We start from the raw sequence: 15226 nt of genomic DNA, 5'->3' as shown, positions 1-15226 counted from the left end.
GTCTCACATATTAACCCCAACCAATATAAGGCTAGAACGCTGATACACCAGAGAAAAGTAGGGTTAATGGCTTAAATTATGGGGGAGTGTCAAAGTTATAAAATAGATTGACTAAGCGAGTTACACAGAAATGATATCTATCTCTCAAAATCGAGACTGTGAGTCGATAGGCTATTAATAATTAAAACAGGAAGTTCGAATAATTAATGAACAGGGAATGAGTTGTCTTTTATAAAATACTGGGATGAAGGTCTAACAATTTACTTTCAATATTGAATGAAAAAGTTGACCCGTATTATCACTGCCATTGAAGTACCGCATAAAGTTGCAGATATTTACGTACTAACTGATGATTTCCTGACCGTTTTAACGGGTGGCCAAATTTAATAAAACAGGGGCTAATTTTAAAGTTAATATTCAAATCAGCGGCAAATTGAGACTCGCTCTCTCTTAGGGTGATGCCTTGTTGGCTGTATTCGGTTATCTCGTCTGGGAGTTCTCCCATCCACCAATGCAATAGTTCACCGCTGTTTTTACTTCGGGTTATCCAATGGTCGGATACAATGATCAAAACGTCATTGGGTTGGATTGCAAATCCATACTCTGATTGCCAGTTATGAATGTCCAACATCAACTTTCTACGACAAGTTTTTCCCGCGCTCACCATGTGGTGGCTGATCATCCAAACCGTTCCTATTTCCGAGGAGATTCGGAAGTGTCGAGGGGTTTCACCAGAAGAAAGCATTTCGAGCGGGCTGATGTTGCTTGCATGATTAAAGCTAACGAAGGTGTGCTCCATTCGTCGAGCAAAAGCTTTTCCTATATGGTGCTCACTGATCCCTTGATTGTGTACCGTAGGGTAGTGGCGTTCACAAAGCTTTAGGCAATCGTCTTGAAACTGGTTGACGCTTTTAATCACTAGATCTAATAACAATGAAGTCCCTTATACACAGTTACTATCTTATTGATGGGCAATAGTACGGTAATTGCAGTGCCATTACCTATCGTCAAAGTGCCAGTTCATGATCCCTCTATCAAAATTAGCCATTGCAGAGCGTTTTTATGGATAGCACTGGCGCTCTACGGGTCTGTAATCTAAATTATGAGAAATAATAGTGAGTTAGCAGGCTCATGGTGACTTAGTAAAGTTATCGATAGTTAACCTAATCGTAGTCAGCTAATCACAATTGTTTTACTTACTCTTTATTTGGACACATTCATGACCATTCAATTAGATTCGAAACAAAAGTCTGAGCTCACTCATACATTACAAAAGTACCTGCAAGATGAACTCGATGTAGATCTTGGTCAGTTCGACACGGAATTCTTGGTCGACTTCATTAGTAAAAAGTTTGGTGCGGTATACTACAACAAGGGGATAGAAGATGCTCAGAAAGTCATGGAACGAAAAATGTTAGATATCTCAGATGAGCTCTATGAAATTGAACAAATCGTTGAAATATAGACACAGCAAGCGATTGTTCGACAAAGAAATTTGTCAATAAAGCAACTTGTTCAAAAATTTTGAATAACTTGTTTAATTTGAAATGATGTAACTAATGTAAAGCTTGGTAAATAATATGTTACACAAACTTAGTGTAGGGTACGCTTTTCAAAATTACACGACTCGTTAACATTCGGAACAGATGCATGGACAACAACGTTAAAAATTACAATCCCTTAGCAAGAGCAATGCATTGGATTTCAGCACTCGCAATATTTGGCTTATTTGGTGTAGGTCTATGGATGGTTGATCTTTCATACTACAGCGAGTGGTACAAAACAGCGCCAGACTACCACCGTTCGGTAGGCATTCTTTTGGCTACAGTTACTGTTCTCCGTTTGCTTTGGAAACTAGTTACCGCGTCACCTAAGGTGGAAGGCAAAAGTTATGAAGTTGCAGCCGCTAAGATAGCGCACGGCTTTATGTACATTAACCTAGCGGTTTTATTTATTTCAGGTTATTTGATTTCAACATCAGATGGCCGTGGGATCGACGTGTTTAATTGGTTCACTGTTCCAAGTATGGGTGAGCTATTTGAAAACCAATCGGATTTCGCAGGAACGATTCACTACTATGCTGCATGGGTACTGATCATTATGGCATCAGTGCACGCCTTAGCGGCGATAAAACACCACGTTATCGACAAAGACGATACGCTACGAAAAATGATAGGAGCTTCAAAATGAAAAAGTCAATTATCGCTACAGGATTAGCACTTGCTATGGCAATGCCTTTCGCTGCGAACGCCGCCGATTACGTGATTGATACAAAAGGTGCGCATGCTTCAGTTAACTTTAAAGTTAGCCACCTAGGTTACAGCTTTATCCAAGGTCGTTTTAACACGTTCTCAGGTGATTTCTCATTTGATGAAAGCAACGTTGAAGCGTCTAAAATAAACGTAACGGTTGATACTACAAGTCTTGACTCAAACCACGCAGAACGTGATAAGCACATCCGTAGCGGTGATTTCATCGATGCAAGCAAGTTTTCTGATGCTACATTCAACAGCACGAAAGTGGTTGATAAAGGTGACGGCAAACTTGAAGTAATGGGTGACCTTAAACTTCATGGCGTAACTAAGCCCATCGTTATCGAAGCTGAATTCATTGGTGCTGGTCAAGACCCATGGGGCGGTGAGCGTGCTGGTTTCGTTGGTACAACTCGTCTAGAGCTTGCTGACTTCAACATTCCAGTAATGGGCGCTTCAAGCTATGTAGATATGGATCTACACGTTGAAGGCGTAAAGAAGTAATCTAGCTTTCTAGTTTTCTACCTCTCTGACAGGTATCAACATTTTTTAGAAACATCAAAAGTTTGGTCGATACTAACAAGGTCAGCAGTTAGCTAGTTGGCAATAGGGAAAGTAGCAAAACCGCTAGAAATAGAGAAAGGCGCAAAGTTTTCACTTTGCGCCTTTTTTATTGAGGTAAATGGCCACGCGTTTAGGTCTGTTTTGTGTCAAACCTTTTACAGCGTCTTAAGCCACCATTTACTTCTGCCAGTCAACGTTGCCATGACTGAGTTATCTAATTGAACTACTGATCCCTAATAGTTCAACTTACGATTAGTTAAGCCGTTTCTAGTTCAGTTTGAGGAACCACGTTTAGTCGGTCACCGTAGATTGGACGTAGTGCTTGCATCACTTCAATGCGAGTTAATACACCGACCATTACGCCATTTTCTAACACTGGCAGCATATGTGGTTGGCTTACTTTCATCGCTTTTGCACGCTCTTCTAGAGAAAGAGAAGTCAGGCGAGTTGCGAAGCCCATGCTTGTAGTCGGGTACAGTTGTTCTTTGTCGATGCATAGGAACTCAGCAACGTCGACTAACTTGTCGTTTGCATCGATAGCCACAACGTCACGGCTCATTAGGTCTACGACTTTCTGACCTTTTGTCGGAATGTAATCTTGGCACCAAAGGTCAACCATTACGTCGTGAACAGAGAAGATACCCACTAGACGACCTTCAACATCGCAAACAGGAGCGCTAACAAGTTGAGCGTCTAGAAGGGAATCAATTGCGACTGATGTAGGCATTTCTACGCTCAGTGTAATTGGTTGAGTGTTCATGATTTGCTTGATAGTCGTTGCTGTGTTCATAGTGATTTCCTTAACTGACGTAATTTCTGTTGTTTGTGTAATTGCTGTAATTTTTGCTGCTTTCAGCTGCGGGCGACGGTAAATGCTCCAATTGGCTAAGCCGACCAATACTGAACCACCTACAATGTTGCCGATTGTCACTGGTATTAAGTTTGCGGTGACAAATTTCATGATGTTTAAGTCTGCGTACTGAGCAGGCGTTGCTCCGATTTGCATCCAAAAACTCTCTGGTGCGAATGTTTGAATCGTGATGCCTAGTGGAACCATGAACATATTCGCCACACAGTGTTCAAAGCCTGAGCTAACGAACATTGCAACGGGTAATACGGTCATCATTGCTTTGGTCATGGCGTTCGCAGAGCTGAACGTTAACCAAATCGCTAAACACACCAATAAGTTACAAAGCACACCCAAAGCAAAAGCTTGAACAGGGCTGTGGTGTAGCTTGTGTTGAGCAATGTTCAGAGCGTTTAAGCCCCATTGCCCGCCATCCAGTTGATATAAGCCTGCTGCGCTTACCAAAGCCAATAGGAACATGGCACCGATAAAGTTACCGACGTAGACCTTGCCCCAGATAGACAACATCTTGGTGAAGGTTATCTGCTTGTTAGCCCATGAAATGCTTGATAACACTGAACTGGTAAACAGCTCGCCACCGCAAATCACAATCAGGATTAACCCCATACTGAATGCAAGACCGCCGGCTAAACGACTCAATCCCCATCCAGCATCAGCGCTACCCGTGGTCACCGTGATGTAGAATAAAAAAGCAAGCCCGATGAATGCGCCAGCCATGATTGCCAAACTCAATGTCATGCTGCTGGTTTTATTTGCTTTGCTTAATGCAAACTTCTCGGCTTCCGCCATCATTTCTGTTGGCGAGAACAGTTGCTGATTTTCAGAAGTGCTGGTTGCCATATCCCCCCCTTGAACAATCCGTCATGTGTAATTCCTAGTGTTAATGACTTGGTTAATCCGTAATGGTTAATCAGTGTTGTTTTGCAGGGCTCGTTTGTGTCCTGCCATTCCAGATTAGGGGGTTGAGGGGTAGAGGTAAAATTGATAATTTTTAGAAACCACATCAAAATTATTGATATAGATTTGGTTACGCGTAGAATGAAATTGATTGCTCATCGGCTTAAGAAAAAACGAGCAACAGGACACAAGTTATTAAAAGAATTAAGGATGAATTTTGCGTTATTCATTAAAGCAACTCGCGGTATTTGATGCAGTGGCAGATTCCGGGAGTGTAAGTCAAGCAGCAGACAGATTGGCGTTGACTCAATCGGCGACAAGTATGTCTCTTGCACAGTTGGAAAAAATGCTCGGCAGGCCTTTATTTGAAAGGCAGGGCAAGCAAATGGCCCTTACTCATTGGGGTATGTGGCTAAGGCCTAAAGCGAAGCGTTTACTGCAAGATGCGCAGCAAATTGAGATGGGTTTTTATGAGCAGCACTTACTAAGTGGAGAGCTCAAACTCGGTGCAAGCCAAACACCAGCGGAACACCTTGTTCCTGACCTCATCAGTATTATTGATAACGACTTTCCTGAGATGCGAATCTCGCTCGGCGTACAAAGTACCGATGCGGTTATTGATGGCGTATTAGATTATCAATATGACTTGGGTGTTATCGAAGGTCGTTGTGATGACAACCGAGTTCACCAAGAAGTGTGGTGTACTGACCATTTAACGGTGGTTGCATCGGCTCATCACCCGTTTGCGAAGCGTGAACGAGTAAGCTTGGCGCAATTAGAACAAGCAAAATGGGTATTACGTGAACATGGTTCGGGTACTCGCAAAGTTTTTGATAGCTCTATTCATCATTTAATTGGTGATCTTGATGTTTGGCGAGAGTATGAACACGTTCCTGTTTTAAGAAGTTTGGTTGCAAACGGCCCATATTTAACGTGTTTACCTTATCTCGATGTCGAACAGTTTGTTGAGTCTGGCCAACTGGTCACGTTAAATGTCCCTGAGCTTGAAATGGAAAGAACCTTGTCCTTTATTTGGCGTGCAGATATGTCTGAGAACCCACTTGCTGAGTGTATTAAGCGAGAAGGTAAGCGCATGATGAAAGGCAAACCGTCGGTTCTGTAAGGTAGATTTGACAAAGGCTAGGGGCTGTTGACCTTTCGTGGTTAAGTTTTGTTCGAGGTAAAATCGTTTTAGGCGCGGCGAAGAGTATGTAGCCTAGTCATTCTAAGCAAATATTCTTCAACAAAGCATAAAGCGATTTTAACCGAACCCTTCGGGCAGCCCTTGTGGTTCATTTCTACTGCGTTATCGCCTTTTCATGTAGGCTAACTACACATCAAAGCCTCTGCCTTGTATAAATTTCCCACAAGAGCTGCAAAATAAAGCTCGAAAGGTTAACAGCCCCTTATAACTAATTGTGTTGAATAAGCGATTTCGGTCTCTATCTGGTGATAAATGCATGTTCGCATACATTATTAATGTGATCACGATCGGCTAAAAGAAGGCGTTCTTCCCATAATATGCTTACTTGATTTTAAGTGAGGCTAAATCCGGTTGCGATGAATTACGTAATTAGGCTTTAGAAATAGTATGAGTACATTAGTCGCGATTTCATTAACAACAGGTATTTTGTCAGGTCTATGGGGATGGATTGCTATCTCTTTCGGCTTATTGTCATGGGCAGGTTTCTTAGGTTGCACCAGTTATTTTGCTTCGCCAACAGGCGGCGTAAAAGGACTAGCCGGTAGCTTATTGACTAACATGACAGGCGTATTCTGGGCAATGGTGATTATCGAAAGCTCAACCTTCGCAGGTTTAGAGATTTTAGGCTACATGATTACCGCTATTGTGGCTTTCTTTATGTGTATCCAAGCGAAACAAGCGTGGCTAGGTTATATCCCAGGAACCTTCATTGGTTGTTGTGCGACGTTTGCTGCAGGTGGCGATTGGCAACTTGTAGTACCATCTTTACTGCTTGGTGGTGTATTTGGATACTTGATGAAAGCAACGGGGCTATGGCTTCACGAGAAATCAACTCAATCTTCGGAAGTGGTTGAACAACACACTAAGCAAGCTAAGGCTTAATTCGTTAACCTAACCTTAATTCGTTAACCTAACCTCAGTTTAGTCACTGTAAACTCTTGCAAGATAACCCCCAATTAATTTGTATATCGATTTATACAGGCACACCACTTGGTGTGCCTTTTTTGGTTTTTGGTTAAGCCAATCAGTTAAAAAAATCATCTGCAGAAGAACCAATAGCATCTATCAATTAATTAAAGCGCTTAGGTGTTCCCGTTTGCCATGGTGATGACACGTTTTAGTGTCCACCTTAATAACAAAGGAATACAGTCTTGTCCTTGATTCTCACAATGGGACACGATCGCTAAAGCCAGATCTGGTTTTGCGTGTTTCTTAAGAACTTTAGCCACGACTTTTTTCGCTGGGATAGGGTGATCGTAAGGAATCTTAACCATGTCTCTGAAAAAGTTCTCAAACCCATTCATATACAAGTAGTGCTCGATGTCTCTGTCAGGCAGTTCTGTGAGGCGATGTCGCTCTTGATCGTTCCCAAGTTTAGATAGCACTGTTGCCGCATATTTTTTGCCTGCTGCATCACCATCGGTGACGACATGCCAATCGATGCCAAATTCTTGCGCGACTTTGATCAATGCCTTTAGTCCTGATTGAGCGAACTCAATAATCTGAACACCTTCCGCAGCAAGGTTATAGCCACATTGGTTGGCTAACTCGTTAAACAACCAGACTTCAGTCTCACCTTCTACCAATAACCAACAGCGAGCATACAGAGCTCCTGAACGATGGAAACGAATATGAAAACCAATTCGACGAAGCTCATCTTTGCTAAAGTGGTTCATGTTGAGTTGGTTAGCGATGGTTTTATCGGACTGACGCACCAAACGACGAATCGATTGAAGTGGTACAGCAGCAAGTAGATCGCCACTGTTGGTGGTAAGGATTTTTTGCATGGGTAACTTCTGCATTAAGCTCCAAGCCCTTGCTAGGTGCGTTGGGTGCAGTCGACCCTCTGGATCTTCAAGGATCAAAAGAGGGCGCGCACATCGTCTTAAGTCAGTCGGCCCTTTGGCCTGTAGATAAGCGTTAAGTAACCCCATGAATAACAGCCGAGTTTGTTTATTCTTGGTCTCCTCGACCAATTGATGAATGCTCTTGTCGTTCGCTCCAGCTGAGTACAGTAGCCCGTCACGCGGTTTTCTCGGGTTCTTGCGTGAGACACTCTTAAATGAGAAGTAGTGTTCTATTAAGCTTTGCATTGACTCAAGACTACTGCGCATTTCACCTTTATTAACATGTCCGGGTATCGCCATAAGACGGCGGCAGGTGTTGTCGATCCGCTTTTCTATTCTTGCCTGACGGCCATTGCCATTGCCGCCGTTTCCATTCGTGCCATGACCATTGGTAGTGTGATTATGTCCGTTCCCATGCCCGTTATTTGGATTGTTGTTCCCATTTCCGTTTGCATTGTTAGCGTGACCGTTATTAGCGTGAACATTAGTCGGCAGGTGAGCATTGTGGTTGAGTGAATTTCCGTTGAAAGGGCGATCAAAGTGCCTAGCGTCTCGTAAACGGATCACAGGATGTAAGGTCATTAATTCTTGAGCGAGCTTTTCTGAGTGATGAAGTTTGAGCGGATTACCGTCTAAACCTAAAAATGCGTAGTTTGTGGTCGTTTCATACTGTTCTAATGTGGCACTTATTCGGTAATAGATACGATAGACGCCAAATTCATCTTGAACCCATATAGGTTTAAGCTTGCGATAACGACCAGCGTTGAGTTCGCTCTTGTCATTGGCTTTTAATGCGAGAACAATTTGAAGATGTTGAGACTGTGGATGTGAAACAGAATAATCGACATGAAAATCAGTCATTTCGAAGTGATATGGCACACCGTCTGAGGGCAGAACGACGGAAAGGGCATCCAATAATGAAGACTTACCCCAGGTATTTTCACCAATAAGCGTGGTTAGCTCGTCAAACGCGAGTGACATGCGCTTGATACCTCGAAAGCCAGAAATCTCGATTCTTTCTAGTTGCATAGGCTTACTCCTAACGGAATGCTCTGCTAATTGTTTGAAAGCTAACAGATATCTTTAATCATAATCGAAAAATACCAATCCGGTATGCTCACCTGTCACAAAACCCGTTGTTTATTTATACGGATCAAAATGGGATTTTTGATCTATCTCGAGAATTTTTTTGCAGTGCAGTTTCATAAAATTCACGATTCTGTCATGATTCTCGACCTAGTATGAAGGGACAAAGAGAGAAGAAAATATGACTAAAAAGAATAAGCCGACAAAAATAGTGTTGGCACACATCAACGACACCCACTCATACTTTGAACCAACCTCGTTACAGCTATCACTTAAAATGAACAACCACATCATTGAACCTTATGTCAGTACTGGTGGCTTTGCTCGAATTTCAACGCGCTTCAAACAAATAGAACAAGATGCCCAGCGTCAGAAGGTTGGAACCCTGTTCCTGCATGCTGGTGACTGCTTCCAGGGCACTTTGTACTTTTCTTTATTCAAGGGAAAAGCCAACGCCGATTTGTTGAATGCCCTTAATATAGATGCCATGACGCTCGGCAATCACGAGCTAGACATGGGTAATGAGCCCGTTGCGATTTTCGCTAAAAGAATCAAATTCCCACTGTTGGCCGGTAACTGGAATCTATCGAATGAGGATATCAATAAAACTCATACCTTAGCGGACAACGAAATTGTTAAGCCTTATCTGACTGAAACGCGAAGCGCTTCTTTTATAACGAAAGGGTTTGATGGCGAGAAGGTTGCAATATTCGGCTTAAGCATCGACAAGATGGCAGGCATTGCTAATCCAGATATCGATACACCATTTGAAAATGCTTTAGAAACAGCAAAAGCGACTATTGAGCAGATTCATAAAGCTGGCATCAACAAGATTGTGTTACTTAGCCATCTTGGTTACGAAGCTGATTTAGAGTTAGCAGCCAACGTAACAGGTATTGGCGTCATTGTTGGTGGTCATAGTCATCGCTTACAAGGTGATTTCTCTGATATTGGCTTAGTTAAAGATGATGATTACGGCGTGAAAGTCGGTGACACCTATGTTGTGCAAGCGGGTTTCCACGCCATGAGCCTAGGACACTGCGAAATCGAGTTCGATGCTGAAGGCAAAGTGACTCACTTCAACGGTAAGAACGAACTGCTGTTAGGCCGTAGACTGTTTATAGACGCGAAACTGAGTGAAGTAGGGCAAGACGATGCGCACGACATGGCATGTGAGTTTTTAAACAATCACCCTAATATTGCAGTGTGTAAGAAAGATCCTGAGCTGCAGAGCATTCTGACGGATAAATACCAGCCGCGAGTTCGAAAGCTTCAGCAACAAGTGATTGCTCATGCAGATACAAAATTGCGCCACATACGAATCCCGGACGAGAAAGGCCCGAGCCAACTAGCGCCCTTGGTTGCTCAATCATTTCACTACCTAATGAACAAAAAAGGGCATCAGGTTGAATTTGCCATTCACAACGCAGGTGGTGTTAGAAATTCACTGAATAGCGGCGATGTCTCTGTTGCCGATATTGCCGGAAAACTACTACCGTTTGCCGTACCTATTGGTGTGTATGAAGTAAAAGGTGAAACGATCGCAGGCATGCTTGAAGGTGCAATCAATAACGCGCTGGATAATGGCGTTGTAGGGACAGGTTCAGGCAGCTTTCCTTATACGCATAACCTTAGGTTTTGTTACCACAAAGAAGCGCCTTTGGGACACAGGATTCATCATCTAGAAATCCACTCTGATGAATTGGGATGGCAGACTGTTTCTCGCAACCGTCTTTACCGTGGCGCGTCGTCAGCCTATACCATGAAAGGAAAAGAGGGCTATAACGCCGTCTTGGATATGATAGGTGATGGCATGGTCACGACCGACTCAATGGCAGACTGTTTCATCGAGTTTCTACAAGACCACCCAGAGTCGCTGCAACACAACGAGCCGCTGAATTGTTTGGAGTGTTTTAGATAGGTACAGGTAATGCTTTTGATTGGTGTTATTAGTTTTGTCTATTTATAAATTTGGCATTGTTTATGCTTTATTCCTGCAGGTCGCCTTCTTGTGGAGATAAGCATGGATAAGAAAGATTGGTTAGATGCGGTAGCGGTGGTTGGTTGGGTATCGGTTTGGTCTGCGTTAGTGTACTTGGTACCCGCTGCAGGTTTATAACGTAGCGTGCCTTTAAGTTAACTGTAAGACAAAGCGCGTACAAGACTCGTTCGTTATTTGTATCATGAGTAACGGTATTAGGGGTTAATCCTCTCAGTAGTATTCTCAGAATCAATACGAATGTCGTTTTGACAAGCCTATAGAAATAAATGAGGAGCGTTTTGCTCCTTTTTTATTTATTTCCGAAAATTTTTCTAGACGAAACAAAGATAGAGGAATATTATCCACGCGTTTGGGGAGTAGTTAGCGCAAGTTTACATATCGTCATCTCGTTAGGCCAAGAGTCTATCCGGTATGTAAAGGTGAAATCCCATATTTCACTTCAACGAGACCAACGCAATCACAATCAAGATCCGTCGTGGAACTTGATAGTTTTGTTTGCGGAAGGTCTTTGTACAGTTCTTCCGCCCGGAGGAATAATGAACTCAACTCAATCTCTATTATCTACAAATAGTGAATCCTTTTTTTCATCGCCAATCATGACGACTTATGCGGGCTTTTTCCTGCTGACAGTCATTCTCGTCTCTATTGATATCTATCAGACTCGTGGTGGTAGTGTAACCATCAAGAAAGCGGCAATTTGGAGCGTTTTCTGGTTTGTGCTCGCGTTTTTATTTGCTGGTTCCATTTACCTTTTTTGGGACATCTATGCGCCGAATAGTGAATACACAGCCCAAAAAGCAACCGTGTCATTCATTACCGGTTACTTGCTAGAAAAATCATTGAGCGTAGACAACTTGTTTGTTTTCGCGATGATCTTTGCCCAATACCAAGTTCCTGAACATCTAAGACCTCGTGCGCTTCTTTGGGGCGTAATTGGTGCATTGGTGCTTCGTGCGATTATGATCGCATTAGGTGCTCAGCTATTGGCTGAATACCATTGGGTGCTTTATGTATTTGCTGCATTCCTAATTGGTACGGGTATTAAACTGGCGCTAGATAAGGGCGAAGAGGAGAGTGTGAATACGCTACCTGAAAAGTTACTTCGTAAAGTGATGCCTGTGACAGAAGACTTCCATGGTCCAGCGTTGATGATCAAACAAGGCACTAAATGGGTACTCACGCCAATGATGTTGGTGATTGGTGCCATTGCGGTTATGGATGTGATGTTTGCACTGGATTCTATTCCTGCAATTTTCGCCGTTACGCGAGAGCCATTCTTAGTACTGGCTGCAAACGTATTTGCATTGCTTGGCCTTCGTTCTTTGTACTTTGTTCTGCAAGGCATGATGGATAAGTTCATCTACTTGAAGCCTGCACTGGCATTCATCATGGTGTTCATTGGTGTGAAAATGCTATTGGTTGACAGTGAGTGGGCTATCCCAACGTATTGGTCGCTAGCTGTTCTGATTTCTACTATGACGATTGCGGTTATAGCGTCGATTTATGCGAAGAAACCAGACATTGAACAAGTAAATTAAAACAAAAATAACTTATCGAAAACTCGATAAGGATTAGGTGGTCAATGAAGCTTGAAATTTATTTATGTAAATTTTTTGTGACATTAGCCACTGTTGTTTGAGGGTTATTTGTACTAAACGCATGATTTAGGCACTATTGTGAATTTTTACTCATCAAGCGTGAATATGTATTTCGAGGTGTTGTTAATGGATTGTTTTATTAGAAAAACTAATCTGAATTTCTAATTTTAGTCATTTTTTAACCTGCAAAAGATCACCTATTATTCTTGTCATCAGAACGAACCACATAAACAAATTTATAGAGAGGCAATCATGGCTCAAGCAATGCAAATGAATACTATCGCTGTTCCTAACTCTATGGATAAGAAGACCTACTCGGTTAACATCAAAGGATTGATTGCACACATTTTCGATATTCTTTTCGTAGACAACTCTCCACGTAGTTACTACGCAAGCGACCTATCTGGTCACATGCAACGCGATATCGGTATCAACCGTTAATCTCTGCGTTAACATGTAAAAATATAGAATTAAAAAAACGCCAGCTTCTAAAGCTGGCGTTCTTGTATCTGAAAGAAACTGTGTATCTAAAACAAGCTGTCTATCTGAAATAAACTAAGCATCTGAAATAAACCCAGCACCTGAAATAAACTCATCACCTGAAAGAAATACTTAGGCATAACGGTCTTTATTTGAGCGCCAATCAATTCGCTTTGTACAAGGATCTCGGTATGTCACACGCCAAATGCAACTCACCATTGATTAAACTCTGTTTACTTGCCTTGCCAATCGGCACCTATTCTTCTGTGTCGTTTGCACAAACGTGGAGTAACGAAGGCCAGCCTGCTCAGGTTATTGAGCTGTTTACCTCTGAAGGTTGTTCTAGTTGTCCGCCTGCTGACATGTACCTTAGTACTTTTGCAGATCATCCAAAACTTTGGACCGAGGTCATACCGCTTGCTTATCACGTGGACTACTGGGACTACTTAGGCTGGGGAGACAAGTTCGCCAGCAAGGCATTCAGTCAGAAGCAGCGTTTATACAAAGCTTATGGGGTAACAAGTGGCGTCTATACACCGGGCTTCGTTGTCGATGGAAAAGAGTGGCGTGGTTACTTTAATTGGCTAGACAAAACGTTGCCTTCGCTCCAACAACAAACTCATCCCAAATTAACAGTGAACCATGAAGGCGATACGTTCAGTGTGAGTTACGAAGGCAAAGGGGATTATGTCGCTCATATTGCCTTGTTGGCGATGAACGAAGTCACCAGCGTTAAAGCGGGCGAGAACAGAGGTAAGAAACTTGAGCACGATTTTGTCGTGGTTTACGACGGCTATCAACGTGGTGAATTCAAATGGCAATTCAATATCGACTTCTCCTCGTTAGTCGCCACGCCAGATGCTGTAGCCGTGTGGTTAACTGAGCTCAACTCGTACACGCCAGAGCAAACGGTAGCGGGCTGGCTTAACTAAATTTGCGATAACTTGATATCTGGATGTGTTTTAGAGGGGCTTAATCGCTGAAACACGGGAGAAAGGGGCGATTTAGTTACGTAATACTGCTGAAATACGTTAATATAGCGCGCTATTATTTTAGCTTTGAGTTCCTGCAATTAATGACTAACACCACAACACCAACCAACTTCTCTGATCTTGGCTTAATCTCTCCTTTGATGGCTCGTTTAACAGAGCTTGAATACCAACAGCCAACGCCTATCCAAGCGCAAGTTATTCCAAGTGTGTTAGCAGGACGCGACCTAATTGCAGGTGCAAATACGGGTTCAGGTAAAACTGCAGCATTTGCACTGCCGCTGTTACAACAAATCCATGAAGATGCGCCTTTAGACCGCAGAGCAGGCAAAGGTAACTTTGTGTCTGGTCTTATCTTAGTTCCTACTCGTGAACTTGCTAAGCAAGTGGCTGACAGCGTTAAGTCTTACGCAGTACACTTCAATGGTGCGATCAAAACGGTTTGTGTATTTGGTGGTGTATCGGTAAACACTCAGATGCAAGCGCTACGTGGCGGCACTGATATCTTGGTGGCAACACCGGGTCGTTTACTGGATCTGATCTCAAGCAACGCTATCAAGCTAGATAAAGTAAAAACGTTAGTGCTTGATGAAGCTGACCGAATGTTAAGCCTTGGTTTTACAGAGGAACTAGACGCGATCTTGAAACTTCTGCCAAGCAAAAAACAAACCTTGTTGTTCTCTGCGACTTTCCCCGAGCAAGTTAAAACGCTGACTCACGAACTACTGAATGATCCAATTGAGGTTCAACTTCAAAGTGCTAATGCGAGCACATTGGTTCAGCGTGTATTCGAAGTAGAAAAAGGTCGTAAGACCGCATTGCTAGCCCACCTAATTCAACAACACGAGTGGCGCCAAGCCCTGATCTTCGTAAACGCGAAGAACAGCTGTGAGCACCTTGCAGACAAGCTTTACAAGCGCGGCATCATCGCTGAAGTATTCCACGGCGATAAAGGACAAGGTTCACGTACTCGTATTCTTGAAGATTTCAAATCTGGCGAGATTGACGTTCTTATCGCGACAGACATCGCGGCACGTGGTCTGGATATTGAGAAGCTTCCTGTGGTAATCAACTTTGACTTGCCGCGTAGCCCATCAGACTACATGCACCGTATTGGCCGAAGTGGTCGTGCGGGTGAGGTTGGTCTTGCGTTATCTTTGATCGACCATGAAGATTACCATCACTTCACAATCATTGAGAAGAAGAACAAAATCCGTCTTGAGCGTGAGCAAATTGAAGGTTTTGAAGTGGATGAAGAAGCTACTGCTGAACTTGTTGCTGCATTAAAACCCGTTGCGCCACCGGCTGGTACAGGTAAAAAGAAAAAGAAGAAAGCACCTAAAAACCAAGATGTTTGGTTGAGAAACAACTGATATTGAGTCAGTAAAAAATAGAATTTCTAAAGGCGCTTAATTGCGCCTTTTTTATTTTTAGCCCTA

Annotated in this window: 13 protein-coding genes; 10 read left to right on the top strand and 3 right to left on the bottom strand. The window is 42.9% G+C overall.

Annotated elements, in window-relative coordinates; translation table 11 throughout:
- Positions 1-298: 298 nt before the first annotated feature.
- On the bottom strand, positions 299-934 hold the full coding sequence (locus M4S28_RS23470; RefSeq protein ID WP_017081124.1) for a hypothetical protein: 636 nt from the start codon (positions 932-934) through the stop codon (positions 299-301).
- A gap of 285 nt (positions 935-1219) precedes the next feature.
- On the opposite strand from M4S28_RS23470, the gene M4S28_RS23465 reads away from it, so the two are divergent.
- The 3 genes from M4S28_RS23465 to M4S28_RS23455 all read left to right on the top strand — a co-directional run bounded on the left by M4S28_RS23465 (position 1220) and on the right by M4S28_RS23455 (position 2756).
- Entirely contained in the window at positions 1220-1465 is a 246-nt protein-coding gene (locus M4S28_RS23465; protein WP_004730892.1) for a DUF2164 domain-containing protein, read from the top strand.
- 185 nt (positions 1466-1650) lie between these two features.
- Positions 1651-2190 carry a cytochrome b gene (locus M4S28_RS23460; RefSeq protein ID WP_123300908.1) on the top strand — a complete coding sequence of 180 codons (540 nt, stop codon included), beginning with the start codon at positions 1651-1653 and terminating at the stop codon, positions 2188-2190.
- A complete protein-coding gene (locus M4S28_RS23455) occupies positions 2187-2756 on the top strand; it encodes a YceI family protein (RefSeq protein WP_004730890.1) in 570 nt (189 codons plus the stop codon). Before M4S28_RS23460 ends, M4S28_RS23455 begins: the two co-directional genes overlap by 4 nt.
- Before the next feature lie 316 nt (positions 2757-3072).
- Here the strand turns inward: M4S28_RS23455 and focA are convergent, their stop codons facing one another.
- Positions 3073-4524: a formate transporter FocA gene (gene focA, locus M4S28_RS23450; protein ID WP_017082281.1), complete on the bottom strand. Its 1452-nt coding sequence runs from the start codon at positions 4522-4524 to the stop codon at positions 3073-3075.
- Positions 4525-4798: 274 nt separating this feature from the next.
- On the opposite strand from focA, the gene M4S28_RS23445 reads away from it, so the two are divergent.
- A complete protein-coding gene (locus tag M4S28_RS23445; RefSeq protein WP_004730888.1) occupies positions 4799-5704 on the top strand; it encodes a LysR substrate-binding domain-containing protein in 906 nt (301 codons plus the stop codon).
- A gap of 468 nt (positions 5705-6172) precedes the next feature.
- On the top strand, positions 6173-6667 hold the full coding sequence (locus M4S28_RS23440; RefSeq protein ID WP_017079195.1) for a DUF1097 domain-containing protein: 495 nt from the start codon (positions 6173-6175) through the stop codon (positions 6665-6667).
- 200 nt (positions 6668-6867) lie between these two features.
- Here the strand turns inward: M4S28_RS23440 and M4S28_RS23435 are convergent, their stop codons facing one another.
- A complete protein-coding gene (locus tag M4S28_RS23435; RefSeq protein ID WP_102491753.1) occupies positions 6868-8661 on the bottom strand; it encodes an ATP-dependent endonuclease in 1794 nt (597 codons plus the stop codon).
- Between the two features lie 238 nt (positions 8662-8899).
- On the opposite strand from M4S28_RS23435, the gene M4S28_RS23430 reads away from it, so the two are divergent.
- The 5 genes from M4S28_RS23430 (at position 8900) to M4S28_RS23410 (ending at position 15160) form a co-directional block, all read left to right on the top strand.
- The gene (locus M4S28_RS23430; RefSeq protein ID WP_249633009.1) at positions 8900-10639 is read left to right on the top strand and encodes a bifunctional metallophosphatase/5'-nucleotidase; all 1740 of its coding nucleotides are present in this window, start codon (positions 8900-8902) and stop codon (positions 10637-10639) included.
- A 617-nt stretch (positions 10640-11256) separates the two neighbouring features.
- A complete protein-coding gene (locus M4S28_RS23425) occupies positions 11257-12258 on the top strand; it encodes a TerC/Alx family metal homeostasis membrane protein (protein WP_029222116.1) in 1002 nt (333 codons plus the stop codon).
- 312 nt (positions 12259-12570) lie between these two features.
- Positions 12571-12759, top strand: a complete 189-nt coding sequence (locus M4S28_RS23420) for a hypothetical protein (RefSeq protein WP_017079198.1) — start codon at positions 12571-12573, stop codon at positions 12757-12759.
- 230 nt (positions 12760-12989) lie between these two features.
- Complete coding sequence (locus M4S28_RS23415; protein ID WP_249633008.1) at positions 12990-13730, top strand: DUF1223 domain-containing protein; 741 nt, start codon at positions 12990-12992, stop codon at positions 13728-13730.
- A 143-nt stretch (positions 13731-13873) separates the two neighbouring features.
- Positions 13874-15160, top strand: a complete 1287-nt coding sequence (locus M4S28_RS23410; protein ID WP_004730920.1) for a DEAD/DEAH box helicase — start codon at positions 13874-13876, stop codon at positions 15158-15160.
- Positions 15161-15226: the final 66 nt, after the last annotated feature.

Source organism: Vibrio sp. J383 (assembly GCF_023503985.1).
Classification (GTDB): domain Bacteria; phylum Pseudomonadota; class Gammaproteobacteria; order Enterobacterales; family Vibrionaceae; genus Vibrio; species Vibrio splendidus.
Note: the sequence above shows the minus strand (reverse complement) of the source record. Positions and strands in the feature narration are given on the sequence as shown.

Bases quoted from the DNA above. Each gene is read 5' to 3' on its own strand.
- M4S28_RS23465 (WP_004730892.1), top strand. From the start codon at position 1,220: ATGACCATTCAATTAGATTCGAAACAAAAGTCTGAGCTCACTCATACA.
- M4S28_RS23415 (WP_249633008.1), top strand. From the start codon at position 12,990: ATGTCACACGCCAAATGCAACTCACCATTGATTAAACTCTGTTTACTT.
- M4S28_RS23410 (WP_004730920.1), top strand. From the start codon at position 13,874: ATGACTAACACCACAACACCAACCAACTTCTCTGATCTTGGCTTAATC.
- M4S28_RS23440 (WP_017079195.1), top strand. From the start codon at position 6,173: ATGAGTACATTAGTCGCGATTTCATTAACAACAGGTATTTTGTCAGGT.
- M4S28_RS23435 (WP_102491753.1), bottom strand. From the start codon at position 8,661: ATGCAACTAGAAAGAATCGAGATTTCTGGCTTTCGAGGTATCAAGCGC.
- M4S28_RS23420 (WP_017079198.1), top strand. From the start codon at position 12,571: ATGGCTCAAGCAATGCAAATGAATACTATCGCTGTTCCTAACTCTATG.
- focA (WP_017082281.1), bottom strand. From the start codon at position 4,524: ATGGCAACCAGCACTTCTGAAAATCAGCAACTGTTCTCGCCAACAGAA.
- M4S28_RS23455 (WP_004730890.1), top strand. From the start codon at position 2,187: ATGAAAAAGTCAATTATCGCTACAGGATTAGCACTTGCTATGGCAATG.
- M4S28_RS23460 (WP_123300908.1), top strand. From the start codon at position 1,651: ATGGACAACAACGTTAAAAATTACAATCCCTTAGCAAGAGCAATGCAT.
- M4S28_RS23430 (WP_249633009.1), top strand. From the start codon at position 8,900: ATGACTAAAAAGAATAAGCCGACAAAAATAGTGTTGGCACACATCAAC.
- M4S28_RS23425 (WP_029222116.1), top strand. From the start codon at position 11,257: ATGAACTCAACTCAATCTCTATTATCTACAAATAGTGAATCCTTTTTT.